Origin of the sequence: Marinomonas sp. ef1, assembly GCF_002806845.1 — a bacterium.
GTDB lineage: Bacteria > Pseudomonadota > Gammaproteobacteria > Pseudomonadales > Marinomonadaceae > Marinomonas > Marinomonas polaris.
Genome location: NZ_NHTT01000006.1, coordinates 171,734 through 197,526, shown reverse-complemented (window position 1 = coordinate 197,526; position 25,793 = coordinate 171,734). Strand labels below are relative to the sequence as shown.

The following is a 25,793-nucleotide window of genomic DNA, read 5'->3' as shown; positions in this document are numbered from 1 at the left end:
AAATTCAAGAGGTTAATGTGGTTGATCGTCTAGTAGCCAATAAATGTTGGGTGTTAGGACGAAATACATTTATTGAGAGATAAAGTTAGATGAAAATATCCCCGTATTCTTCATTTGACCCTACTTGGTCGAAAGACTACAAACAACTGTTTGGTGAACAGCCTTCGCAAACTTTAGAATGGCGTGATGAGTAATAAATAAGGTTTGTTTCCTATGTCTCGTTTTTTAATTTCCTTAGGGCTATATTTTTTTGTTATTCCTGTTCAGGCGCAGTCTGTTGCGCAAGATATTAATCATGGGGATTTTGGCCCTTTCATGCGTTCGTTAAATAATACGAGCGATGGTTATCAAGTTATTCAGGACATTACCGATAGCGCACCAACCAAACTAATCGAGAAATTCGAGGTGCGTCCAGGAGACTGCTACTGGAATAAAGGTTGGAATGATTGCGAGCAAGATCGCGAACGCAGTGAGTTATCCGAGCAGCAGAAAATGACACCAGCAGGCAGTGACGCTTGGTACGGTTGGTCGATTTATTTTCCTGATGATTACCCCAATGTTTTTCCTACCAAGGTTGCTCTTGGTCAATTTCATCAAGCTAACTCTCATCCGATCTGGATGTTTCAAAATGGCCGCGGTGGTTATCACCTAAACGACCATATTTCTGGTACTAAAAAAAATTACGAACTGATTAATGAGGCTGATCTGCGAGGTCGGTGGCATAAAATCGAAGTGCATGCTCGCTGGGCAAAAGGCGATTCTGGTGTATTCCAAGTTTGGGTAAACGGCGAACAAAAAGTCGACTACCAAGGCCCGACGATGGACGCAGATATTGTGTATTTTAAATACGGCGTGTATCGATCTTTTTTATCGAGATATAAACAAGCCAAGCAGTTAAACGCAGTACCACCGCAAATTGTCTATTACAGTAATGTGAAGCGTGGTAAAAATAGAGCATCGCTTCAGCCTTAGATTATTGCCATTGGGAGATAAAATGAGCGTTCAAATTCGTCCAGCTGTGATTGAGGATTTACCCGCGTTAACCGATCTTTATAATCACTACATAGTGAATACGGCGACTACTTTTGATATAGAGCCTTACACATTAGAAGGTCGAGCGGTTTGGTTTTCGCAGTTTGCGCCAACTGGTCGGTATCGTTTACTGGTGGCGGAACAAGACGGAGAAATTCTCGGTTACGCTTGCAGTGGACAATTCAAACCAAAACGCGCTTATGAAACGTCGGTGGAAGTTAGTATTTACCTAAAGCCAAATACAAAAGGCCGAGGTTTGGGAACCGCCTTGTACCTTGAACTGTTTGAGCAACTGGAAACAGAAGACATTCATCGCGCCTACGCTGGCATTACCTTGCCCAATGAAGCCTCCCGTATTATCCATGAAAAGTTCGGCTTTGAATCTGTTGGTGTATACCTCGAAGTTGGCCGAAAATTTGGTCAATACTGGGATGTTGAATGGTTTGAAAAAGAGATTCATCGTTCCTGCATATAGATATAGTTGGCAATATTTATGTATTTTCACATCCATTTACCATTCTTAGCTGTTCTATTAACTTTAGTGTAGTCGGCGTCTTTTCTCTGCCATCTAAAGTGATTATACCTATAGGTGGCAAATCAATTTCTAACTCTATGGGAATAATAGACATTAGCCCTTGTTGCTCGAAATGCTGTGCAACTTGATGAGCCATAAAGCCTATGGCTGAGCCTGTTTGTAATGACATCAGTATATTTAAAAATGATGCTGACTCTATGATGTTTTCTGGTGGATGTAAGTTATGTTTGTAAAATATTTGGTTCAGTTTTGTTCTAGATGCTGCCCAAGATGGCGGAACAATCCAAGCTTGTTGTGATAGCAGAGGCCAATCGATAATTTTTCCTTTCAGAATTTCATGATTTGGTGAGCAAATGAGACACATGGATTCGTTATAGAGTGCTTCTGTATCTAAATCTGGGGCTGCATAACCAGGCTCTAACCTTCCTACTATGAGATCTAGCTCCCCAGACCTTAATCGGGGTAATAGGCGCCTTAGGTCACCTTCTTCTATTAGAACTGTTGTTTTGGTCGCATTTTTTTTAAGGTTGTTAACGGCTTGCGTTAGTAGGGTAGGTGTTGCTGCAACCATAGCACCTACTTGTACTCTACCTGCTGAACCTTCTGTAACTGCTGCTATCTCAATCTTGGCCCTGTCATAATCTGCTAGTACTGAACGCGCAAATTTAATAACGGTTACGCCGTATGGAGTAGGTTCAGTTCCTCTACTCGAACGTTCAAATAGCTGTAAGTCGAATGTTTTTTCTATTTCTGCGAGCATTTTTGATACGGCTGGCTGAGTCACAGATAGAAACTCTGCGGTTCTTCCTAGGTGTCGAAATTCATCTAATGCTACTAATAATTGTAAGTGTCTTAGCCTCAGATTAGAGCGTAAGACGCGATCAATGCCTATCATGAAATGTTTTACTCTTTTTTATTTTCTTATCTACTTCATAACATAATGGAATGAGAAGAGTCTATTGTTTCATTTTACATTCATATAGATGCTCAACATACTTGTTCACATAACTACAACAAATTTAGTGTGAGTGAATAAAATATGTCATCCTCATCGTCCCCTCTAATTAAATTGCATAGCAATGATAATGTATGCATCGTTCGTGAGTCAGTATCAATAGGGCAGCAAGTTCCAGAGTTTAATCTTCGTATTCGAGCTCAAGTTTCGGGTGGTCATAAAATCGCTGCAAGGCTTATTGAGGCTGGTGAGCCGATTATCAAATACGATACACGCATTGGTGTGGCATTACGTCGAATTGAAGCTGGAGATCATGTTCATACGCACAATCTTGAATTAGTTGATTATGAAAGAGATCCTAGCTTTTGTCAGGATGTTGTTCCTGTCGATTATGTGGACGTTTCAGCAAGAGCGGCTTTTAATGGTATTGTGCGCTCCAATGGAAAAGTAGCAACGCGTAATTATATTGGTATTCTTTCAACGGTTAATTGTTCTTCTACTGTTATTCGACAAATTGCAGATCATTTTACTCCAGAACGACTTTCCGCTTTCCCTAATGTTGATGGCATTGTTGCTTTTCCTCATACCAGTGGATGTGGCATGTCTTCTCCTAGTTATCATTTTGATGTCCTCCGTAGAACTTTGTCCGGATATGCACGTCATCCAAATTTAGCTGGTGTGCTTATTGTTGGGCTTGGATGTGAACGGAATGAGATGTCCTCTTTAATTGCTTCTCAGCAACTCGAAGAAAATTCTCATTTACAGACCTTGGTTATGCAGGCTGTGGGTGGAACTAGAGCAACGATTGCAGCTGGTATTGCTGCGATTGAAAGTATGTTGCCAGAAGCCAATAAGGTGGTGCGAGAACCAGTGAGTGTAGAGCACTTAAAGATAGGTTTGCAATGTGGCGGCTCTGACGGGTTTTCAGCAATTACTGCTAATCCTGCATTAGGTATGGCCATGGATATTTTGGTTAGACATGGTGGTACAGCCATTTTATCTGAGACTCCAGAAATTCATGGTGTCGAATATATGCTGACTCGACGTGCTATTAGTCAGGAAGTCGGTCAGAAGCTATTAGATCGTCTTTCTTGGTGGGATGAATATACCCGCGGTCACAATGGGCAGTTTAATGGTGTGGTTGGGCAGGGCAATCAAGCTGGCGGCTTGGCGAATATCTTTGAAAAATCGTTGGGATCTGCCATGAAAGGCGGTACGACACCTCTTCAAGCGGTTTATGAATATGCAGAACCTATTGAACAAAATGGTTTTGTTTTTATGGATACTCCAGGATATGACCCAGTTTCAGCAACCGGACAAATAGCTGGCGGAGCGAATTTGATCTGCTTTACGACAGGGCGGGGATCGATGTTCGGTTCAAAGCCTGCTCCTACGATTAAATTAGCATCTAATTCAAATATGTATAACCGCTTACAAGAAGATATGGATATTAACTGTGGGTTAATACTGGATGGAAAAATGAGCCTTGAGGAAATGGGGCAACATATTTTCGAACACATTATTAAAGTGGCATCCGGAGAAAGTACCTCTAGCGAACGTTTAGGCTTAGGTGATAACGAGTTTATTCCTTGGCACATCGGTATTGTTAGTTAATTCCATTTTCTATATTGCAGAGGAATCAATTGCATGAGTCAACATACAATTACGAATCAAAACTATATCGCGGGAGTTTGGACAACGGCTCACTCAGAGCAAACGTTTGAGGTTTTGAATCCTGCTAATCAAGGAGTGATTGCTCATGTTCCAGATAGCGATGCTAGTGATGCTTCGGCTGCCGTTGATGCAGCGTGTCAGGCTTTTTTAACATGGCGGTTAGTGCCTGCAAGAAAGCGAGCTCAGTATCTAAAGGCTTGGCATGCTTTGATTTTAGCTAATTTGGATACGTTAGCTGGGCTCATTTCGTTAGAGCAAGGTAAGCCATTAGCCGAGGCTAAGGGTGAGATTAGCTATGCAGCAAGTTATGTTGAATGGTTTGCCGAACAAGCTCCTCGAATTGAGGGAGATTTAATCGAATCTCCTGTAGTTGGTCGAAAAATGATGGCGATTAAAGAGCCTGTTGGTGTCACTGCAGTCATAACACCATGGAACTTCCCTGCTGCCATGATTACTCGAAAAATCGCACCAGCTTTGGCTGCTGGTTGTACTGTCGTCGCTAAACCAGCAGAAGACACTCCGCTTACATCGCTTGCCTTGGTTAAGCTGGCCGAGGTCGCTGGAATTCCTAGTGGTGTGATTAATATAGTGTGTTCATCTCGTAATAATACACCAGCGATGGTGAACAACTGGTTGCAAGATAGTCGAGTTCGTAAAATCAGTTTTACTGGTTCAACACCAGTTGGTAAGCATTTGGCTCAAGCCTCAGCGGCAACGTTGAAAAAACTTTCTTTAGAACTTGGAGGTAATGCTCCTTTTATTGTCTTCGAAGATGCAGATTTAGACGCTGCAGTGTCAGGCTTAATGGCAGCGAAATTTCGTAACGGTGGTCAAACCTGTGTGTGCCCTAATCGAGTTTATGTGCAAGCAAAGGTTTATGACGAATTTGCTGCAAAATTAGTGGAGAAAGTTCGTGCTCTAAAAGTTGGCCCTGCCAGCGAATTAGATAGTGAAATTGGCCCAATGATAAATGAGAGAGCAGTAGACAAGATACTGTCTCATATCGACGATGCTGTACAGAAAGGTGCAAGGGTATTAGTTGGTGGAAATAGGGTTCGAATATCTGATGGCCCTAATTATATTGCTCCCACAGTGCTAGGGAATGTGAGTAAAAATGCCGTTCTTTGTCAGGAAGAGACGTTTGGTCCAGTTGCTCCATTATTTTGTTTTGATAATGAACAAGAAGTCATAGAACAAGCCAATGATACTCCTTTTGGCTTAGCTGCTTATTTTTACTCTGAAAATGTTAGCCGTATTTGGCGACTTGCCAGTGCATTAGAAACAGGGATTGTAGGTATTAACGAAGGAGCTATTGCGGCAGATTCAGCCCCATTTGGAGGTGTTAAAGAATCTGGTTATGGTCGAGAAGGCTCTAAATATGGATTAGATGATTACCTGCATATTAAATATTTATGCCAAGGAAATCTTTCTTAAGAGGTTGTTATGAAAATAAAAAAAACTAACGAATTTAAACAAGCTTTATCCAGAGGAGAACAGCAGGTTGGGTTCTGGCTTTCAATGGGGAGCTCATACAGTGCTGAAATGTGTGCTTCTGTTGGGTTTCAGTGGCTTTTGATTGACGGAGAGCATGCACCTAATAACTTGCAATCGATGCTTTTACAATTACAAGCTATTGCTCCTTATTCTTCTCATCCAGTCGTGCGTCTAGCTGATGATAATCCCACTTTTATTAAGCAAATATTGGATGTTGGTGCACAGACTTTACTTATACCTATGGTGCAAAGTGCTGAGCAAGCAGAGGCGATTGTTAAGTCGACTCGTTATCCTCCTTTTGGAACGAGGGGGGTTGGTGCCGCTGCAGCAAGAGCGTCTTTATGGAATGGCATAACGGATTATGTTCATAACGCCAATCAAGATATTTGTGTATTGGTTCAGGTTGAGTCTGTTACCGCCCTTGAAAATTTAGAATCTATTTGTGCCGTTGAAGGTGTTGATGGTGTTTTTATTGGGCCTGCGGATTTAGCCGCGTCTATGGGGCATGTTGGCAATCCCAGTCATCCTGAGGTCAAGCAGGCGATTGAAGAAAGTATTCGAAAAATAATAGCGAGTGGAAAATCAGCAGGTACGTTAACCAGTGATTCTGCGCAGGCAAAAAGGTACATGGAATTAGGCGTAGGATTTGTTGCTGTTGGGTTAGATGTATCACTCATGATGCAAGCGATCAGGAAGCGTGCAGAGGAATTTGAATTTGGTAAGTCTGCAGTGCAGTCAGACCAATCTGTCTACTAAATGACTAGTAGCAAATTATGAAATGGAAAAATTAATAATGTGTGTTTAGGCACATTAATGCAAAGACCAACAAACAAAATAAAAGGCATTAAGCATGAAAAAGCATATAAAGTTACTTTCGCTCTCTCTTACTCTCGCTGGGGCTGTCCTAGCTCAGAGTTCATACGCAGCTTATCCTGAAAAAACCATTACTATGTTGATTCCTTATGGTGCTGGTGGCGGTACCGATGTTTTGGCTAGGGCCCTACAGCCTGCATTGGAAGAGTCGCTAGGTCAAACCGTTATTGTGAAAAATGTCCCTGGCGGTGGTGGTATTCTAGGTTTTACTCAGCTAGTACATGCTAAGCCTGATGGTTATACCGTAACAATTCCTAATAATGTAATTTTTGCTACAGAGGGCATGGGGAATGCTACTTACAAGTACAAAGATTTTGATTATTTAGGCAATATCTTAACGGAAGATTATATTGTAGCCGTTCGTGCTGATGGCCCATGGAATAGTTGGAATGACTTATTAAAAGATATGGAAGAGCATCCAAATAAAATTAAATTTGGTTTCTCAGGTTATGGCGGATCAACTCATGTTGCTAGTCAGATACTAGCGAATGTTGCAGGTTATCAAGCTAAACAAATCCCTCATGATGGTTCTTCTAAGGCAGTAGTTGCTGCAATGGGAGGGCATATTGATGCATTAATGTTGAACCTAGGTGATCTATCTTCTGGTATTAAATCTGGAAAATTGAAACCATTACTTTCTTTGGGTAGCAAGCGTCTCAGCGAGTACCCAGATGTTCCTACGTTACAAGAAACTGGTATAGATTTAAATTTGACCAATTGGCGAGGCATTGCAGCACCTGCTGGAGTGAGTGATGAAGTAAAAGTGGCTTGGAATAAAGCCCTAGAGCATGCAGTCAAGGATGAAAAATTTCAGCAGCTGATTGCTACTCAGGGAGGTCAAGTTGATTTTCAAAAATCAGGTGAAAATTTAGACAAATGGATGTCACTGTTAGCCGAGTCTTTTATTAATACGGCTCATAACTTGAAAAAATAAGTATAAAAGGTCAGGTGGATGTTAGACACCTGACCATATTTTAACTATTTAGGTGACAATATGTTTCACTTGAAAGAACAACATGTTTTTTATCTTTTTCTCATGGCTGGCGCCGGTTTTTTCTTAAAACTATCTTGGGATATTCCTTCAGGAATAGGTGTAGAAAATGATCCAGGGGCAGCTTTTCTTCCTATTGTTATTTGTGTCTTGATCTTATTTCTTGTTTCTTATTTGTTTGTTATAGAATTTAGAGAAAAAAGTGAAAAGCTATTTTTTAGTCGTGCTGAGTTTTTTGCATTAGCTGGAACTTTATTATTGATCTTTGTTTATATATTTATCTTATCTCTAATAGGTTTTTTTGCTTCGACAATAATTTTCTTATTTCTATTTCAGCGGCTTAATAGTTACCTTTTAAACAGTGGAGGCTTTAATTATAAATCTTATTTGGTGTCAGCTCTGTTTTCTTTTATAGCGACGCTTTCAATTTATTTTGTCTTCTCGGTTCTTTTTAAAATGAGTTTGCCGTAGTTAAAGGTGGATTATTATGTTTATGCAATTTGTTCATTCGTTTGACGCTTTTTTAGAACCAACCATCTTTCTTGCTATTGCTGCTGGTACTGTTTTAGGGCTGATTTTTGGTTCTTTACCCGGCCTGACAGCTACTATGGGGATTGCTCTTTTATTGCCATTGACATTTAGTATGCAGCCTATCAGTGGTATGGGGATGTTGTTTGGTATGTATTGTGGTGCTATATCTGGAGGGTCGATACCTGCTGCTTTGTTAAATATACCTGGTACTCCCTCTTCTGTTGCAACCACACTGGATGCTTATCCAATGTCGAAAAGAGGAGAGCCAGGAAGAGCTTTAGGTCTATGTGTTGTCGCTTCTTTTATTGGCGGAATAATTAGTGTTTTAGTTTTTGCATTATTGTCACCTATTATTGCCAAAGCTGCTCTTGAATTTAGTGCCGTAGAGTATTTTTCATTAGGTATTTTTGGTTTAACTATTATTGCATCAGTTTCAGGGCAATCAATTGTGAAAGGATTGGTTGCAGGCCTTATTGGTGTATTGATTTCCTTGATTGGGATTGATTCATTGAGTGGTATAGTTAGACTCACTGCGGATATTCCCGATTTAATTGGTGGTGTAGACTTCATGCCTGCTCTAATAGGCTTGTTTGCATTATCCCAAATTATTGGCGATATTGTTTCAAGTCGAAATGCTAAGGGCGCAGAAGTAAAAATTAAAGTGGATAATGCTTATCCTCGCTTTAAGGAAACTTTTGGTCTGTGGCGAGTTTGGTCTGTTAGTTCTGTAATTGGTTCTTTGGTCGGTGCTGTTCCTGGGGCCGGAGGAAGTATTGCTTCTTTTTTAGCTTACGATGTTGCTAAAAGACAATCAAAGACACCGGAAAAATTTCAAACAGGCCATAATGAAGGAATTGTTGCGTGTGAATCTGCTAATAATGGTATGACCGGCGGTGCATTAATTCCAATGATGACATTAGGTATTCCTGGGGATGCTTCTGCCGCAGTGTTAATGGGCGGACTTCTTATACATGGATTACAGCCTGGGCCATTATTGTTTCAGGATCATGCTGATATCGCTTATGGAATTATTATTGCGTTTCTAATTGCAAATATTTTTATGTTTTGCTTTCAAGCAGTTGGAATAAAACTGTTTGTGAAAGTTCTACAAATTCCTCGATCTTTCCTTATGCCGTTTATATTGGTTATGTGTATCGTAGGAGCTTATGGAATCAGTGGTTCTCTAACATCGGCTTGGATTTTATTATTCTTTGGGATATTTGGTTACTTTTTGAATCGTTATGGGTTTAGTTCGGCACCTGTTGTCTTAGGTATGATATTGGGCTATATGGTTGAATCTAATTTTAGACGAAGCATGGCAATGTACGATAGTGATTGGACTATATTTTTTAGTCATCCTATTAGTCTTGGTTTTATTCTTCTATCTGTAGTTTCTATACTGCTTCCTTTTTATTACAGATATAAAAGTGCTAAAAAATAAACTATGTCTTTCATATAAAGATCATTAATTTTATCCCTGATGTCTAAAAAAAGAGAAGGAGTTAACCTAGGTTAATTCTTTCTCTTTTTTTTTGCAGTAGTCTTGGTCGTATTCCATGTATGTTGATTATTAAGGAAGTGAAATATGCCGTTATCATCCAGTCTACAAAATTATCTATCTGATCTTGGCTTGGTTGTGCCTGAAACACCTAGCATTGAGTTTGTCAAAGCATTGCAATCGGCTCATGTGGCTCGTTATAGTTTCAATAGCTTGGCGGTGGTGTTGGGTGAAGATATTTCTTTGGATCTTGACGCGATCAGCCAGAAAATAGTGACTCGTAGTTTGGGCGGTTATTGCTTTGAACATAACAAGCTAACGTTTGAGCTATTAAAAGCCTTGGGTTATGACGTGCAGCTTAAGTTAGCACGAGTACTGAATAACAATTTTGAGCGCGAAGCGGGCAGAACGCATCGTGTGACCTTGTTAACGCTAGAAGGTGTGAGCTATTTAGTTGATACTGGTTTTGGTGGTAACGGGCCGATTGCACCATTGCGGTTAGATATAAACACACAGCAAGTGGCTGGTTTAGACCGTTATCGAATACTCGCTAAAGGTAAGGGTGAATATGATTTACAGGTAGTGAAGGGCGATGACTATTTTACCCTTTATCGTTTTGATAATGCGACTTACAGCGATGCAGATTGTGCGCTGGGGCATTTTTATTCTTATAAACATCCGCATGCGGTGTTTTTAAAGAACCTAATGGTGACTTTGAAGAAGCAAGACCAGACGGTCGCTTTGGTGAATGCGGAGCTGACTATTAGAGACAGCCAAGGTGAGCAGAAGCTATTGATTGAAAGTCCTGAGTCCCTTGGTAGTATTTTGAACTCTGAGTTTGATATCAATCTTGAACCTTCGGTAGTCGAACATCTTTTTATCCGCTTTGTGGCGCCTATTTTGGCCGAAAATAAAGTCGGGGTAACGTCATGAGTTCGTTTTTTACCTTGTTGCTTTGGGCTTGGTTGATGGCGTCTTCTTTTATCGTATCGGGTCATATGGTGGAATACGCCAGTCCGGTTGCTACCTCAGCGTTTCGTTTTTTATTGGCGATGTTAATTATGTTGCCAGCGCTATTGTTTAGTTGGCAGCGGGCGAAGTTAAATAAAACCGAGCAGTTTAAGGCGTTGTTCGCTTCTCGCCAGCGGCTTTTTCATTATGTGGTGATAAGCGGCGCATTAGTGGGATTTTTTATTGGTTTGTTTGTGGCGTTGCAGTCGACAACGCCGTTGAATACCTCTGTTTTGTATACGCTTGTTCCCTTAATTGGTGTGATTATAGCGAGAGTTTGGCTCAAGGAAGTCGCGCCTTTATGGCGAGTCATTGGGTTTGTTCTTGGTTCTATCGGTGCAATGACGGTGTTGTTTTCTACACAAGGCTTTTCTACACAAGACAACGACGGATTTCAGTGGCATTCCGGCGATTATATTTTTGTTGGGGCATGTTTCTTATTGGCCTTGCATGTAGTGTCGGTACAAAAATGGGGGCGTTCGTTAGGGGCATTATCCGGTGCTTTCATGATTATGTTGTTTGGAACGCTTTGGCTACTGCCTATCGCGTTGATTTGGGGAGAGCTTGATCAGGTGCAATGGTTGTCGCAAGGTTTCTGGATAAATGTGTTGTATCTGACGGTGTTTACTACCTTATTTACCTTTGTGTTACAGCAGCGTTTGGTCATGACGGTTGGGGCAAGTCGCTTGCTTGCGATATCTTATACAATACCAGTTTGGGTTGCGTTATTTACCGCGTTGACTCAATCACGTTTATTAAGCTTGGTCGATTGGCCTTTTGCTTCTGGCATTGTATTTTTAGGCGTCGCACTGTTTCTTATTGATGGCAATTTAAGCAAGGTAAAGCTCGCCCATGGATCGAACTCAACTTCAAAATAGCTTCGAAGCGTATTTTAACGAATTAGGCTACGATATTGATTGGCAAAGATTGACGGTACCAATGGATGTACATGTGATTCGCAAAGGCGATTACCTGTTTCAGCAAGGTGATTTTGCGAATCGTTTGTATTTTTTACATTCTGGATTGGTGCGTTATGTGAGTGTTTCGGATGAGGGGAAAGAGTTCACACAAACTTTTGCGAAGAGCCCGAGAATCATTGGTTCGACCAAGGCAATGGTGACCGAGACACGAGTTTTGTTCGGTATCCAAGCCTTGGAAGACAGCATGGTGTCTTCTTATACCTGGCAAGCTTTTTATGCCCAAATGCGCCACGATATAGGCTTTTTAGAGTGCTATGCTAAATTTCTTGAACGCATCTTTATCGTCAAAGAAGAGCGTGAAAATGCCTTTGTAAAACATTCCGCTGAACGACGCTATTTGGATTTTTGTGCTGCTTATCCTGAGTTAAAAGATTCTATTCCACAGCAGCAAATTGCGTCTTATATTGGTATCACTCCGGTAGCTTTGAGCCGAATTCGACATAGGTTAAAGCTGGGTCGAGGATGACATGTCTGTTCTTGTTGATTCTTTAAATCATCAATTTTTAAATGTATTTATCTTTCTTTTTTGATCATTTGATTAATCAAGCCTTACTCTGATAGCGTTTATAGATGTTTTTAATTAACTCTACTTAATTAAAAAATCAATATATATCAATGTCTTAATTTCGATAAATGATTAAGTTTTCGTTGTTTTTAGGTTTGGGCATACTCCGTGCAGTTCTCCTTGTTACAAAAGGAAAAGTAATGACCTTCTACTTTTTCTGACGTTTTATAAAAATAATAAGGAGAGTAAATATGATGTTAGCGAATAAAACGATTGTCATTACTGGTGTGTCTTCTGGTATTGGTGCCGATGTAGCAAGACTTGCTCGTTTCCATGGGGCGAGAGTCATTGGCATTGATCGTAATGAACCGAGTATGACGTTGGATGGCTTTGTACAAATAGATTTAGGTAATCCTACGGCGATTGATACGGCGCTTGATACCTTGCCTGAAAAAATTGATGCCTTGTGTAATATCGCTGGTGTGCCAGGCACTGCAGATGCCGAGTTGGTTGGTCGCGTGAATTATTTGGGGTTGCGCCATTTAAGTGAAGCTTTGATTCCTAGATTCAATCAAGGGGCCAGTATTGTCAATGTGGCTTCTGTGTTAGGTATCGAGTGGCCAGAGCGTCTTGAACAGCATAAAGCATTGGCTGGTACCTCTTATTTTGAAGAAGGTGCTGCTTGGCTGAAAAAGAACCCAGTTCCACAAGAAACCTGTTATCAGTATTTCAAAGAAGCTCTTATTGTTTGGTCAACGCAGCAAGCTTTTACTTGGTTCCGTGATCATGGCGTACGTATGAATTGCGTGGCTCCAGGTCCTGTTTTTACGCCAATTTTAGGCGATTTTGTATCTATGCTTGGTGAAGAGCGAGTTCAAAAAGACGCCGAGCGTATGTTACGTCCTGCTTATTCGGATGAAGTGGCAGAAGTGATCGCTTTTCTTTGCTCCGATGCTTCCCGTTGGGTATGTGGCGTGAATATACCTGTTGATGGTGGATTAGCTTCGACTTATCTTTAAATATTCAGAATATGGTAGATCGACGGAAGCTGATAAGCCTGTGATTGTGCTGTATCACAGGCTTATCTGATTTTTAAATGACCACTTTTTTGTTTTACTTATTCTTCTTCAGACGATAAGCCAATTGTGGTCTGCTTAGACCAACTCGTCTTGCCGCTTCAGATAAATTGCCTTGGGCGTTATCTACGGCTTCTTGTAATAAGCTTTGTTCAAGCTCTTCAATATCAAAATGATTTTTTCCACCGACAAATTGAGTGATGTGTTCCAAGAGCGATTCTGTCGCTTCTTTTTTGCTATCGGCATGGCTTAAGGTGCCTTGGTGATTCACTGAGTAGATAATTTCTTCTGGAATAAACTCGTTTCTAAACAAATGTGGAAGATCAATCGGTTCACCTTCTTCTGATGCAATCACGCCGCGCTCCATTAGATTTTGTAACTCACGAATATTCCCCGGAAAACCATAATTTAATAACGCTCGTCGCGCTGTTTGTGTCATGCCAGATGGTGCTTTTTGATGCAGTTGGCAAAAGTGATGGTAGAAGTGATTAATGAGCAATGGGATGTCAGCTTTTCGCTCCCTTAGCGGAGGTAGATGTATTGGGAAGACGTTTAAACGAAAGAACAAATCTTCGCGGAATTCGCCTTTTTCAATGGCTTTACGTAGGTCTACATTGGTTGCAGCGACGACTCTTACATTGATTTTAATAGCTGAAATACCGCCGACTCGTTCTACTTCTTTTTCTTGTAAAACACGCAATAATTTACTCTGTCCTGCTAGGCTTAGTGTGCCAATTTCATCTAAGAATAATGTACCGCCATTGGCTCTTTCAAAGCGACCGGGACGGCTACTCGTTGCTCCTGTATAGGCGCCTTTTTCGACGCCAAACAGTTCAGTTTCTATGAGATTTTCAGGAATCGCAGCACAGTTAAATGCGACAAAAGGACCAGTTTGGCGACTGAATTTATGCAGCATACTGGCAAAAAGCTCCTTGCCTACTCCAGATTCGCCAGTGAATAGCACTGTAGCATTGGTTGGTGCGACCTTTTGTAATGAATGATTAGCAGCGGTAAAAGCGGCGGAAACTCCAATCATTTTTGGCTGATCGTCTAACAGTTCTGGTTCCATTAGATCGAGTTGAGGGGAAGGTTTAGTAACCAGTTCAGCATTTTGAGAAGTGACGTTAAGGAAGCGAATATCGTCTTCGATATTATCCCAAAGTTCGGCAGATTTACCGATGACCCGACAGACCGAATGCCCCATAGATTGACATTCTATTTCTCTAAAAATGACCAGAGATCCTACTAAACCTGAGACATAACCGATGGCGTAACCTAATTCCATCCAGCATGCGGGTGAGCTACCAATGCCGTAAGCGGCAATGTGTTCTTCATCTTCACTGCTGTGATGCCAAAGAAATTCACCATCATATGCACCTTTTTCAGTGTCAAATTCAAAGTGAATAGTTTCCACTTTGACGACACCTTCTAGCCCATGAAGATGAGTGCCAGCAGTGAAAATGGAGGCTGGATCTGAGTCTGGCCAGCGCTTTTGAATGAGCTCTGCGTCTCTTAGGCCAGATAAATAACCTGTTCGAGTAAGAATGTCGCGCGATTTTTCGAGACCAAGGGAATCAATCATCTCGCGACGCAACAGCCCAAACGACGAGCTGTGGATCAGTAACATGCGTTGATCGTCTAACCAAATGCGACCATCACCGGGCGAAAAAAACAGACATTCTGTCAGCTCCTCTACGGTGGGTGCATGTTGGCCATCTAGTTCACGGGAGCTGCCTTTGAGTAGGATTTTTTGATTGCTTTTAGCTAAGTCTGCTAAAGAAATGCGATGAGAGTTCGTCATTATTATTTTTCCTCTTTCATCTAGTTGATGAAATGGTTAACTGCTTTTTCCTAGTTTTGATTGTATTTAACGATATCGTCAAGTTGTTGTTGGATATTTATACAATGCAATATCGGATTATCGATATTGATAAAATTACAAACCTTTATTTATCAATATGTTGCGTTTTATATTTTGATGGAATTTGCTGAAGTATTATTTCGGCATAGCTATTGCTGTAGTGTACGAATGGTATGAATAACCAAAATACTGAACTTCCACTTGGCTTGATTTGTCTTAGTAGAAATTCAGTGGCTAATAAAAATAAATAGGAGAATGCATATGACGGTATCTGTACTTGAATCTAAAAAATGGTCTGGTAAGTTTTTTACGGGTGACTGGGTTGCTGCTTCAAACAAGCAAGACGTTATGGAGCCAGCGACAGGTAAGGTTTTGAGTGAAGTCGGTATTGCTACAGCAGATGAAGTTTATTTGGCTTGTCAGCGAGCCAATGAAGCGCAAAAAGAATGGTTAAAAGTCCCGCCAAGAGACAAGGCTACATTGTTTCATAAAGCCGCCGCTTTCATGCAAGAAAACTTTGACGAACTGGCTTTGTATATTGCCCGTGAAACTGGCGGTATTATTCCTAAAGGCCAGCACGAAGTAAAAGAAGCCATTCTAATTCTGCAATTGGCTGCCAATATGACGTTGGAGCCAAATGGTCTAACGTTGCCTTCTGTCCCCGAAAAAATGTCTTACGCGACACGTAAGGCTATTGGTGTTGTGGGTGTTATTTCTCCCTTTAACTTTCCGATGATCCTTTCTATTCGCTCTATTGCTCCTGCCTTGGCGACAGGTAATGCGGTAGTCACCAAACCAGATCCACAAACGCCTGTCACTGGCGGTTTTATTCTTGCTCTTGCCTTGGAGGCCGCAGGTTTGCCAAAAGGCGTATTTCAAGTCTTACCGGGTGCTGTTGAAGCTGGTGAAGCGCTTTGTGCTGCGCCAGAGATCGGTATGGTGGCGTTCACTGGATCTACTGCTGCAGGCCGAAAAGTGGGTGAAGCCTGTGGTCGTAACCTCAAAAAAGTGTCGCTTGAGTTAGGCGGTAAGAGCTCGTTAATCATCTTAGAAGACGCTGACTTAAATGTGGCGGCCAGTAATATTGCTTGGGGAGCGTATTTCCACCAAGGACAAATCTGTATGGCGTCAGGCCGTATCCTAGTCCAAGAAAGCATCGCAGAAGCGTTAACGGCTAAAATCGTCGAAAAAGCGAAGCATTTACCAGTCGGTGATCCAGCTTCTGGACAAGTTGCTTTAGGGCCGCTGATTAATCAGCGTCAGCTTGAAAAAGTTCACGCTATTGTTCAGGACACCATCGCGGCGGGCGCAAAGTTAGAAGCTGGTGGTTCTCACGAAGGGCCTTTCTATGCGCCAACAGTATTGAGCAATGTGAAGCCGGGAATGCGTTCTTTTGATGAAGAAATCTTTGGTCCAGTGGTTAATATTGTTACCTTTAAACACGATGACGAAGCTGTGGCTATGGCGAACAACACACAATATGGTTTAGCTGGAGCGGTGATTTCGAACGATCTTTCCCGAGCACAACGTATTGGTGCTCAGTTGCATGTTGGCTTACTGCATATCAATGATCAAACCGTCAACGATGAATGCATTAACCCATTTGGTGGTTGCGGCGCATCAGGCAATGGCAGCGCGGTGTGTGGCCCTGCGGATTGGGATCTTTATACTCATTGGCAATGGGTGACCGTTAAGCAAGCTGCAACGCCTTATCCTTTTTAAGGTGTTTAGATAGGTAAATCATTAGAAATGAAAAAGCTCCATGCTGATGGTATGGAGCTTTTTGTTATTCGCGGTCTCATGGTTATCGGTTATTGTGTTTTTAGCTTGTCTATAATCGTTAACTTTAACTCTTCAATGAATGTCTGAATGATGGTGGATTGTCGTTCGCGATGCAGTGTTATCCCTATGGTGCATTCTGGATTGGGGAGTGGAATAGAAATTTGTTTTAGGCGAGGGTTGAGCTTGTTTATATTCCAGTCGTCATAGAACAACAGCGCGATGGCGTCACTGTGGATAACCAGCTCTTCTGAAGAGGCAAAGGTCAACATTTCCAGTGCTTGGATGGGTGGTTTGTTGTCTATGCTATGGAACAGACTTTCGAAATAATCCCTAATAGGCGTGCCGTGACGCGCTACAATCCAGCGTTCATTAACCAGATCATTGAGTGTCTTTGCTTTGTTGTGAATCGGATGATCAGCACGAGCAATCAAAGCGTATTGGGCTTTTAATAAGGGCAGTTCAATTAACTCTGGATGAAGCGGACCTTTTCTCATTAGGCCTAAAAAGCAATCGATCTCACCTTGTCGTAGGGCATTTGCCAGCATGTGATAAGGACCTTGCATGGCTTGTAGACGAATCCCTGAGTGTTGTTTAAATATAGAAGCAAACGCAATGGGAACAATATCTTGGCAGGAAAACGAAAGCATGCCTACGGACAGTCTGCCGGTTAGCTCGTTTGGCAGTGATTGAAGACTGTGATGTAGCGATTGAGCCACTGGTGAAATTCTTAGGAATAACGAAGCCAGTTGTTTGGCGGCAGCTTGTGGAATCAAACCACGGCGCGCTCTTAAGAAGATTGGCTGCTGCACCATATTTTCGATTTCTTTTAATGTTTTACTGACTGCTGGTTGTGTCATGCCAAGTGTTTGCGCGGCAACAGAGGCACTGCCAACTTTTACGACGGCTTCAATGATCAGTAGATGTCGCCATTCTACGTAGGTTTTTAATTTTAGTAAGGTAGTAACGTTACTTTGCAATTGGTGCTCTGTATCTGAAATCGCTTGTAAAATGCTATTGCAAGACGAGATCACCACTTCCCCTGCTGACGTTGGTTCAGCTCCACTCCAGCCACGGGTAAAAATATCCACCTGCAATGCTTGTTCGGCTTGTGACAGTGCACGCGAGACACTGGATTGACTTAGGTTTAACGACGAGCTTGCTTCTTTTTCGGTACCTTTCTTCATTATTTCCCTGATAACACGGCATTGTTTGAGTGTCAGTGGAAAATTTGAATTAGGGTTGCTCATCCTTGGTTTCCTTTTAAAAAGTCATTTCGTGAAGTCGTGGTGAGTAAAAGTTCGTTATTTATAATTTATGATATAACCAAAATTTAAGCCATATTTTTGATTGTGCATATGTAAGGTTGGTTTTTTCTGTGTACCTTTAATTGAATAAGTTCTACTTAGTTAATTCCTCTTTAGTGAGGATAAGAAACGAGTGAAGGTAAGACGCGAATGAATAATAACAATAAGCCTTACAGTGATATTCCTGGCACGACCGTTTTCGACGGCGATATGGCCAGAATAGGCTTTCACCTCAATCAATTTTGTATGTCCTTAATGCAAGAGTCTAATCGAACGGCGTTTAAGCAAAATGAACGTGCTTATCTAGATAAGTGGCCTATGACGGAAGCGCAAAAAAAAGCCGTGATTGCTCGCGATTTTAGTCAACTCATTGCCCTTGGTGGCAACATTTATTACCTCGTCAAAATCAGTTCGAGCGATGGACTAAGCGTGGCTGCGGCCGTTTCCACTATGACCAATTTATCCGTTGATGAATACATCGATATGATGCGCCGTGGTGGCCGTTCGCCAGAAGGGAATCGTTATGTTGTAAGTAACACATCTGAGGAGAAGCAATAATGGCCAAAATCACCTGTGGATTAGGTACCTCTCATATTCCGTTGCTGGGACATATTATTGATAAGGGTGACAGTGGCGATGAGAAGTGGGCGCCAATATTTGATGGTTATCAGTTCACTAAAAAGTGGATTCGCGAGCAAAAACCAGATGTGGTCATCTTGGTCTATAACGATCACGCAACAGCGTTTGATATGAAAGTTATTCCAACTTTTGCGATTGGCTGTGGGGAAGAATACCACCCAGCGGATGAAGGCTATGGTGCACGCCCTGTTCCAACGGTAAAAGGCGCGCCGAAACTAGCGTGGCATATTACCGAATCCTTGATAAAGCAAGGCTTTGACATGACGATTGTCAATGAAATGGACGTGGATCATGGTCTTACCGTGCCTTTGTCTATGGTGTTTGGAGAAGTGGAAGAATGGCCTTGCCAAGTTATTCCCTTGGCCGTCAATACCGTGGTTTATCCCTCGCCAACTGGTGATCGTTGCCTAGCTTTGGGTAAAGCTATTCGAGCCGCAGTAGAGCAATTTCCAGAAGACCTAAATGTTCAGGTTTGGGGAACAGGTGGCATGAGTCACCAATTGCTGGGTGAGCGTGCTGGCTTGATTAACCAAGAGTGGGACCTCGCTTTTCTGGATGATTTAAAGAGTGACTATGAGAAGCTAGGAGCGATTTCTCAAGTTGAATATATTCGAGAATCCGGAACAGAAGGGAGTGAAATGGTGATGTGGTTAATCATGCGTGGTGCTCTGAATCATGAGGTTAACGAAATTCATCGTCATTACCATGTGCCTGTTTCTAATACGGCGCTGGGTCATCTGATATACGAAAATGTTGATAAAAAGGGAGAATAAATCACAATGAATGTGCGTATAACTAGACCCAAATTAGTTTGTTTAGCTGGTTTGCTATGTGATCAACGAATGTGGCAGAAGGTCGCAGCTCAATTAGAGAATGATGCCGACGTTGAAATTATTAGTTTTGCAGGGTTTGATGATCTGACCGGCATGGCTCGGTCTGTGTTATCCAGTATTGAAGGTGACTTTGCCTTGGCGGGTCATTCCATGGGAGGACGAGTAGCACTGGAAATATATCGTCTTGCACCGCAGCGGGTAACGCGTCTAGCGCTTTTAAATACAGGTGTTCATCCCAAGTCAGACAAAGAAATTCCGGGGCGTATGCGCTTGATTGAAGACGCGAGAACGAGAGGCATTTCAGTGTTAGCAACGCAATGGCTAATTCCCATGATGTCCCCTAAAGGATTAAACAACGCAAATTTGATGGCCGATTTGGCAAAAATGGTCGAGTCTTACTCGGTTGAAGATTTTGAAAAGCAGATTCATGCATTGATAAATCGCCCCGATGCCGAAGCGCTTCTTTCACAGATATCGGTGCCAACTTTACTGCTTTCCGGCTCGCAAGATACTTGGAGTCCAGTAGCTCAGCATCAGGCTATTCAAAAACATATTATTGGTAGTGAGCTTGTTGTGATCGACGACGCTGGGCACATGGCACCGGCGGAAGATCCAGAAAATGTCGCAGCGGCACTGCACTCATGGTTAAAGAAAAAGTAGGGGATTATGAGCAATCAAACGATCGAAAATATGCTGATTGAGTGGCAGTGCCAAAAGCTGGTAACTCGTTCGATTAATTTGCTAGATCAAGGGCGTTGGCAAGAATTGGCAAATTGCTATGCCGAAGATGGCGAACTGTATCGCCCGAGTGCACCGACCGTAAAAATTGAAGGACGCGACGCGATTCTTGAGTCTTTTACCTCGCGTCCAGCGAAGGAAACCTGCCATGCACTAACGAACATAGAAGCCAATATTATTAATGAAGGTCTTGTCGTCGTAACATCGAGAGTGGTGCTTTTTGCCGCGAATAAAAAAGCCGAAGGTATTGAAAGCATGGTGCAAGCGAATGCAGACATTTTTATTGGTCGTTTCATAGATGAAATTACAAGTGTAAGTGGTGAGTGGTTAATAGCCAAAAGACAGGGTTCGATTGAACTGCACTACAAAGGAACTTCAGACAAAACAGGGTAGCTGTTAAAGAGTAACTGTTAAATAGCAAAAGGAGTCGCAGGGGAAAGAGTCGCGAGGGAAAGAGTCGCGAGGGAAAGAGTCGTTTGAAGACTTGGTAAATTATTAAGAGTAGAGTTTCTATTTAAAAAGGACGGTCCGTTGATTCGGTCAGTTTCATAACAAAAATAACAAAGCCTTCAAGTAAGGCACTAAAGCAACATTGGGAGAACAGAGATGAAATTAAATAAATTCATTATTGCTACTTCAGCGGCCATTGCATTATCCACTCAAGTTTTTGCAGAGGAATTGAAGTTCGCCAGCTTCACTCCGCCGTTTCACACAATTAATGCATCGGTGATTGAAAAGTTAAATGCTGATCTGTCGGCGGCCACAAATGGTTCTCTTACTGTTCGCGGATATCATGGCGGCGAGCTGGGCGCTGGGCCTGCCGAGCAATATGTGCGTGTTTTGCAAGGTGCAGCGGATATGTCTTGGGGCTTACCGGGTTATACCTCGTCACAGTTTGGTAAAACAATGATAGCTGAATTACCCGGTGCGATTCCTGAAGATATGCCTGGTTACGAAGCACTATGGCGTGCGTATGATAAGCATTTGAGTAGTGAGTTTCCGGGGACTAAACCATTAGCATTGTGGACCTCTGAGCCTAATATTTTCATCATGCGTAATAAAGTGATTCGCACACCAGCAGATTTGGCGGGGCTTAAAATTCGTGTTGCTGGTGCAACTGCCGCAAAAGTCGCGAGCGCCTTAGGTGCAACCCCTGTGCAAATGCCAGCCAGTCAGATTTATAATGCCATGCAAACTGGCCTTATTGATGGTGTTATTACCGGAGCATCAACCCTAATAGACTTCAAACTTGACGAAGTGGCTGATTCCCTAACTCTGGGCGCGCCATTAGGTCGTCTTGTCTTTTATACGGTACTTAATCGCAGGGTTTATGATGGATTAAGTGCGAGTGAAAAGGCTGCCGTTGACGCAGCAAGTGGTGCTGGGCTGTCTAAAAGTGCGGAAGATGCTTGGCTAAAAACGGCTACTGAAGCGCTTGAAGTGGCTCGGGCCGATAGTGCAAATACCATAACTAACCTAACCGATGATGAAAGAGCGGCGTTTACCAAAGCTGTTTCTGGTGTGGTTCAGTCTTATGTAAAAAGCGTAAATGGCGCAGCGACACTTGCGGCAATGGAAGGCAAGTAATCCATGCTTGCTATCATTCGTAAACTGGCGGATGGGATTATTTCCCTATCCGCCGCCTTGGGCGCCTTAGGTCTAATCTTTGAGGTGATCATTATTCTCGCGGATGTCATTGGTCGTGCGATGGGATCACCACTTTATGGATCGCAGGACATAGTTACTATGACCATGGTTATTCTGCTCTTTGGCGCAATGGCATTGTGTGACCGTCAGGGTGGCCATATCGCGGTTGATCTTTTCGAACGCAGCTATCCGGCGGTGCTTAATCGATTAATCGATATATTTTCCGCATTACTGGGCACTGCCATCTTTGTGGGCATAGCTTATGCGGTAAATGAAAGCGCTAAGATTTCAACTATGTTGAACCTTTCGACCAATCTTTTACTTATACCCAAGGCGTGGTTCCAAAATGGCCTTTCTGTCTTTGCTTTGATCACAGCGGCTGGAATGGCATTACGTGCTGTTGAATTAACCTTGTCAGGTCGTGACATTCGTAAAGTAGACACGGACAAAGGAGACGCTGCATGAGCGCATCAATGATTGGTTTTGTTGGCATCTTGATCATGTTCGGTCTGTTGGTGCTGCGTATTCCTGTGGCTTTTGCCATGTTTTCCGTGGGATTTGTGGGTATTACAATACTTGATAGCAGCCGATCCGCATTAAGTTTACTGGCATCAGAAACCTTCACTTTAGCCTCATCACCGGAATTGGTTGTTATCCCACTTTTCATTCTGATGGGGAATGTCGCCTCCATAACCGGAATGAGTCAGAAACTCTACGATGCCGCTTATGCCATCATAGGCCAGTTACGTGGCGGATTGGCTTCGGCTACGGTGATTGGTTGTGGCGGCTTTGCGGCGCTGTCTGGTTCGTCAGTTGCATCTGCATTGACCATGGGGAAGGTTGCGTTAGGACAGATGGATCGTTTCAAATATAACAAAAGACTATCTACCGGCGTGGTTGCCGCTGGTGGCACACTTGGGATACTCATTCCACCGTCGACGGGATTCGTTATTTACGCGATTCTCACCGAGCAAAGTATCGGGCGATTGTTTTTAGCCGGTGTTCTGCCTGGGATTATGTTGCTGCTATTATTCATTTTAGTGATCACGGTAATTTGTTGGTTTCGTCCAGAATTCGGGCCTGCTGGGCCCGCTACAAGCTGGCGTAATAAAGGCAAAGCCTTGCTAGGCGCTGGGCCGATTGTAGCTGTGATACTTCTGACGATTGGTGGCATTTATGGTGGATTATTTTCACCTGTTGAGGCAGCTGCCGTTGGCGCAGGAGTTGTGATCTTAGTCGGATTTGTGACGCGATCCTTATCATTAAAAGCCCTTTGGCATGCGTCTAGGGACGCGGTTGTTACCACGGCGACAGTGATGTTAATTTTGATTGCTGCTCACCTTATCAACCCATTTATGGCGCTTAGTCATATTCCCACGGCGGTAGGGGAATTGTTGTCTGGATTGGGGTTGGGAGTAACGGGAACTCTTATTCTTATTCTTGCAATTTATCTTGTGCTGGGCTGCTTTCTGGAAGGCTTCGCCATGCTGGTTCTGACCTTGCCGATTTTCTTTCCTATCATTATGTCACTTGGGATAGATCCGATTTGGTTTGGTGTGCTGACGGTTCTGACTCTTGAAATGGGCTTAATTTCTCCTCCTGTTGGCATTAATGTCTTCATCGTAAAATCAGTTGCGCCAAACGTGGAGTTAGGCGACATCTTCCGAGGAGTGCTGCCTTTCTGGTTGATGATGATCTTAGCAGTGGCTTTGTTGATTATCTTCCCACAGATTGTGCTTTATCTTCCTAATACTATGTTTGGTTGATTTAAGTGCTTTGTAGTCGAAAGGGTAATTAGGCTAAATGATAAAAAGCCCCATGTAGTTTATCCAATCATTGGAAAACAACATGGGGCTTTTCGGTTTTTATAATCCGTTAAATGTTTGCGTGAATAGTTGGAGTGAAGAGACAGTGAATTAAACTAGTTGTTCCGCTTTTTGTTTTTCTGCTTTTTGTTTCTCTAGTACCTCTTCAATCGCACTTTTGAAGACTTCTGCTGGCTGTCCGCCTGAGATAGCGTATGCGTTGTTGATGATGACAGTAGGAACAGAAGTGATGCCATTTTGTTGCCAAATTTGTTCTTGCTGGCGGACTTCATCGGCAAAGTGATTATTGTCCAAAATGCCTTTTGCAGCGGCCGGGTCTAGGCCCACACTAGCGGCAAGGTTGGCCAGAACTGTGTGGTCGCTGACATCTTGATTGTGCGTGAAATGCGCTTTAAACAATGCCATTTTTAGCTCAGCTTGTTTGCCTTCTGACTGCGCCCAATGCAACAAACGATGGGCATCGAACGAGTTACGCATGCGGCTTTCTGGTGAGAAGTTGAAGTCAAAATCGACTTCTTTGCCGCGAGCTTGAATCATGGTTCTGTTTTGGTCTGATTGCTCTTTGTTGATGCCGTACTTTTCTGTGATGTGCTCGTTTAAATTTTGGCCTTCTGCTGGCATTTTCGGATTAAGCTCAAACGGCTGAAACGTCAGCGTGGTGTCGACTGTATCGCTTAGTTGTTCAAGGGCTTTATTGAGATTGCCTAAACCGACCACGCACCAAGGGCACATAACATCGGAAATGAATTGAATGTCTAAGGAGTCTTTCATGATGTTTTCCATCTTTAATGTTAAAAAATTATATTAGGAAAGTAGATTGGGGCGTGGCAAAGGATTAAAAGAGCATTGTTTGAACAGTGATTATGGTTGCTCATAATTTACACAATACTGAAAGGTTTTCGCAGAGTAACAAATAGCTTTGTGTCTTTTGCCAAAATAAAAACCCCTTGAATATTCCTCAATTAGTGAATGGAGAATTGGTGTAAAGTAAGCTTTTTAATTTATTGATGGAGCACTCTATTAATCAAGGTGGTTTTTAGAGTGTTTTTTGAGGGAGTCTATGCTGTTAGAAACGCAAAGCGTGATTTTGGATGTAGCCGCGCCAGTGCTGTTGATGATTGCGATGGGGGCATTTTTGCGCCGTATCCAGCTAATAAATGATGGTTTTATTCTTATTAGTTCGCGATTTGTTTTTCAGGTTTCTATGCCTGCCATGTTCTTCTTCGGCATGCTGGGAAATAATCTAAATGGGCTTATTAGTGTTGATTTAGCTGCCTATTTTATTGTTTCCATTGTTCTAACCTTTCTATTGTCGTGGTTGTTGGCGGTAAAGCTTGATGTTCCTGAGCGGCAGCGAGGCGTCTTTGTTCAAATTGCTTTTCGTGGTAATTGTGGGATTTTTAGTGTCGCGTTAGTGGTTAACATGTTCGGCCAAGATGGGGTTGCGCTGGGTGGCGTGATGTCAGGCTTGAGTGTTTTATTGTTTAATATTCTCGCTGAAGTCATTTTAACCCGTTACAGCCACGGTAAATTACATCTGGTTCCCGTCTTAAAAAGTTTGCTGAAGAACCCGCTTATACTGGGCATCGTGTTTGGTGTGGTCGCGAACTTGATTGGTTTGAAGCTCCCCGCTTTTGTTGTGAAAACCGGTTCTTTAATTGGTGGATTGTCTTTGCCCTTGGCATTGGTTTGTATTGGTGGCTCGCTAGTGACCAGCGGATTTACCTTGCCTAAGCACTTTCCTATGGCGATTTTAAGTAAAGTCGCATTAAGCCCAATTGTGTTTACGGCTTTGGCTTATGTGTTTGGTTTTAGCCAAAAGGAGTTGTTGTTCTTGTTTATTTTTCTTGCTGCGCCAACGGCTGCATCGGCTTATGTTACAGCGGTGGCAAAAGGTGATGATGGAAAGTCAACGGCAAATGCCATTGCCACAACGACGTTAGTGTCTTCTGTCGTGATTGTGGTGTGTATTCCGGTGATTATTTGGGCAACAGGCGGTTAAATCTTA

At 42.5% G+C, this 25,793-nt stretch carries 25 protein-coding genes; 21 read left to right on the top strand and 4 right to left on the bottom strand.

Features of this window, described 5'->3' with window-relative positions; all coding sequences use genetic code 11:
• Window positions 1-213: 213 nt before the first annotated feature.
• The gene (locus CCS02_RS10495; RefSeq protein WP_100636519.1) at window positions 214-972 is read left to right on the top strand and encodes a polysaccharide lyase; all 759 of its coding nucleotides are present in this window, start codon (window positions 214-216) and stop codon (window positions 970-972) included.
• A 22-nt stretch (window positions 973-994) separates the two neighbouring features.
• The gene (locus tag CCS02_RS10490; RefSeq protein ID WP_100186064.1) at window positions 995-1,507 is read left to right on the top strand and encodes a GNAT family N-acetyltransferase; all 513 of its coding nucleotides are present in this window, start codon (window positions 995-997) and stop codon (window positions 1,505-1,507) included.
• 16 nt (window positions 1,508-1,523) lie between these two features.
• Here CCS02_RS10490 and CCS02_RS10485 read toward each other — a convergent pair whose 3' ends face one another.
• A complete protein-coding gene (locus CCS02_RS10485; protein WP_011978325.1) occupies window positions 1,524-2,462 on the bottom strand; it encodes a LysR family transcriptional regulator in 939 nt (312 codons plus the stop codon).
• A gap of 144 nt (window positions 2,463-2,606) precedes the next feature.
• On the opposite strand from CCS02_RS10485, the gene CCS02_RS10480 reads away from it, so the two are divergent.
• The 10 genes from CCS02_RS10480 to CCS02_RS10435 all read left to right on the top strand — a co-directional run bounded on the left by CCS02_RS10480 (window position 2,607) and on the right by CCS02_RS10435 (window position 13,098).
• Complete coding sequence (locus tag CCS02_RS10480) at window positions 2,607-4,136, top strand: UxaA family hydrolase (protein WP_072838794.1); 1,530 nt, start codon at window positions 2,607-2,609, stop codon at window positions 4,134-4,136.
• Between the two features lie 33 nt (window positions 4,137-4,169).
• The gene (locus CCS02_RS10475; RefSeq protein WP_100636518.1) at window positions 4,170-5,630 is read left to right on the top strand and encodes an NAD-dependent succinate-semialdehyde dehydrogenase; all 1,461 of its coding nucleotides are present in this window, start codon (window positions 4,170-4,172) and stop codon (window positions 5,628-5,630) included.
• A gap of 9 nt (window positions 5,631-5,639) precedes the next feature.
• Complete coding sequence (hpaI, locus tag CCS02_RS10470) at window positions 5,640-6,446, top strand: 4-hydroxy-2-oxoheptanedioate aldolase (RefSeq protein ID WP_072838796.1); 807 nt, start codon at window positions 5,640-5,642, stop codon at window positions 6,444-6,446.
• Window positions 6,447-6,540: 94 nt separating this feature from the next.
• Entirely contained in the window at window positions 6,541-7,497 is a 957-nt protein-coding gene (locus CCS02_RS10465; RefSeq protein ID WP_011978329.1) for a tripartite tricarboxylate transporter substrate binding protein, read from the top strand.
• A gap of 60 nt (window positions 7,498-7,557) precedes the next feature.
• A complete protein-coding gene (locus tag CCS02_RS10460; RefSeq protein ID WP_011978330.1) occupies window positions 7,558-8,025 on the top strand; it encodes a tripartite tricarboxylate transporter TctB family protein in 468 nt (155 codons plus the stop codon).
• 16 nt (window positions 8,026-8,041) lie between these two features.
• Entirely contained in the window at window positions 8,042-9,526 is a 1,485-nt protein-coding gene (locus CCS02_RS10455) for a tripartite tricarboxylate transporter permease (RefSeq protein WP_072838797.1), read from the top strand.
• A gap of 144 nt (window positions 9,527-9,670) precedes the next feature.
• Complete coding sequence (locus CCS02_RS10450; protein ID WP_100636517.1) at window positions 9,671-10,516, top strand: arylamine N-acetyltransferase family protein; 846 nt, start codon at window positions 9,671-9,673, stop codon at window positions 10,514-10,516.
• Window positions 10,513-11,472, top strand: coding sequence for a DMT family transporter (locus CCS02_RS10445; RefSeq protein WP_100636516.1), 960 nt, complete (start codon window positions 10,513-10,515; stop codon window positions 11,470-11,472). The genes CCS02_RS10450 and CCS02_RS10445 overlap by 4 nt, the downstream gene beginning before the upstream one ends.
• A complete protein-coding gene (locus CCS02_RS10440) occupies window positions 11,447-12,040 on the top strand; it encodes a Crp/Fnr family transcriptional regulator (RefSeq protein WP_072838800.1) in 594 nt (197 codons plus the stop codon). The genes CCS02_RS10445 and CCS02_RS10440 overlap by 26 nt, the downstream gene beginning before the upstream one ends.
• A gap of 290 nt (window positions 12,041-12,330) precedes the next feature.
• A complete protein-coding gene (locus tag CCS02_RS10435; protein ID WP_100636515.1) occupies window positions 12,331-13,098 on the top strand; it encodes a coniferyl-alcohol dehydrogenase in 768 nt (255 codons plus the stop codon).
• A gap of 94 nt (window positions 13,099-13,192) precedes the next feature.
• Here CCS02_RS10435 and CCS02_RS10430 read toward each other — a convergent pair whose 3' ends face one another.
• Window positions 13,193-14,956 carry a sigma-54-dependent Fis family transcriptional regulator gene (locus CCS02_RS10430; protein ID WP_100636514.1) on the bottom strand — a complete coding sequence of 588 codons (1,764 nt, stop codon included), beginning with the start codon at window positions 14,954-14,956 and terminating at the stop codon, window positions 13,193-13,195.
• A 321-nt stretch (window positions 14,957-15,277) separates the two neighbouring features.
• Between CCS02_RS10430 and CCS02_RS10425 the strand changes: the two genes are divergently transcribed.
• Window positions 15,278-16,738 (top strand): benzaldehyde dehydrogenase, encoded by a 1,461-nt coding sequence (locus tag CCS02_RS10425; RefSeq protein WP_100636513.1) that lies wholly within the window; start codon window positions 15,278-15,280, stop codon window positions 16,736-16,738.
• 89 nt (window positions 16,739-16,827) lie between these two features.
• Here CCS02_RS10425 and CCS02_RS10420 read toward each other — a convergent pair whose 3' ends face one another.
• Window positions 16,828-18,045, bottom strand: a complete 1,218-nt coding sequence (locus CCS02_RS10420; RefSeq protein ID WP_100636512.1) for a LysR family transcriptional regulator — start codon at window positions 18,043-18,045, stop codon at window positions 16,828-16,830.
• Window positions 18,046-18,252: 207 nt separating this feature from the next.
• Between CCS02_RS10420 and ligA the strand changes: the two genes are divergently transcribed.
• The 7 genes from ligA to CCS02_RS10385 all read left to right on the top strand — a co-directional run bounded on the left by ligA (window position 18,253) and on the right by CCS02_RS10385 (window position 23,725).
• Window positions 18,253-18,660 (top strand): protocatechuate 4,5-dioxygenase subunit alpha, encoded by a 408-nt coding sequence (gene ligA, locus CCS02_RS10415; protein WP_011978339.1) that lies wholly within the window; start codon window positions 18,253-18,255, stop codon window positions 18,658-18,660.
• The gene (locus CCS02_RS10410; RefSeq protein ID WP_100636511.1) at window positions 18,660-19,514 is read left to right on the top strand and encodes a class III extradiol dioxygenase subunit beta; all 855 of its coding nucleotides are present in this window, start codon (window positions 18,660-18,662) and stop codon (window positions 19,512-19,514) included. The genes ligA and CCS02_RS10410 overlap by 1 nt, the downstream gene beginning before the upstream one ends.
• A 6-nt stretch (window positions 19,515-19,520) precedes the next feature.
• Window positions 19,521-20,234, top strand: a complete 714-nt coding sequence (locus CCS02_RS10405; RefSeq protein WP_100636510.1) for an alpha/beta fold hydrolase — start codon at window positions 19,521-19,523, stop codon at window positions 20,232-20,234.
• 6 nt (window positions 20,235-20,240) lie between these two features.
• A complete protein-coding gene (locus CCS02_RS10400; RefSeq protein ID WP_072838807.1) occupies window positions 20,241-20,705 on the top strand; it encodes a nuclear transport factor 2 family protein in 465 nt (154 codons plus the stop codon).
• Window positions 20,706-20,918: 213 nt separating this feature from the next.
• Window positions 20,919-21,899 carry a TRAP transporter substrate-binding protein gene (locus tag CCS02_RS10395; RefSeq protein WP_100636509.1) on the top strand — a complete coding sequence of 327 codons (981 nt, stop codon included), beginning with the start codon at window positions 20,919-20,921 and terminating at the stop codon, window positions 21,897-21,899.
• 3 nt (window positions 21,900-21,902) lie between these two features.
• Window positions 21,903-22,424 (top strand): TRAP transporter small permease, encoded by a 522-nt coding sequence (locus CCS02_RS10390; RefSeq protein WP_100636508.1) that lies wholly within the window; start codon window positions 21,903-21,905, stop codon window positions 22,422-22,424.
• Window positions 22,421-23,725, top strand: coding sequence for a TRAP transporter large permease (locus CCS02_RS10385; protein ID WP_100636507.1), 1,305 nt, complete (start codon window positions 22,421-22,423; stop codon window positions 23,723-23,725). Before CCS02_RS10390 ends, CCS02_RS10385 begins: the two co-directional genes overlap by 4 nt.
• A 150-nt stretch (window positions 23,726-23,875) precedes the next feature.
• Here CCS02_RS10385 and CCS02_RS10380 read toward each other — a convergent pair whose 3' ends face one another.
• Window positions 23,876-24,556, bottom strand: coding sequence for a DsbA family oxidoreductase (locus CCS02_RS10380; protein WP_100636506.1), 681 nt, complete (start codon window positions 24,554-24,556; stop codon window positions 23,876-23,878).
• 289 nt (window positions 24,557-24,845) lie between these two features.
• On the opposite strand from CCS02_RS10380, the gene CCS02_RS10375 reads away from it, so the two are divergent.
• Window positions 24,846-25,787, top strand: a complete 942-nt coding sequence (locus CCS02_RS10375) for an AEC family transporter (RefSeq protein WP_100636505.1) — start codon at window positions 24,846-24,848, stop codon at window positions 25,785-25,787.
• Window positions 25,788-25,793 lie beyond the last annotated feature (6 nt).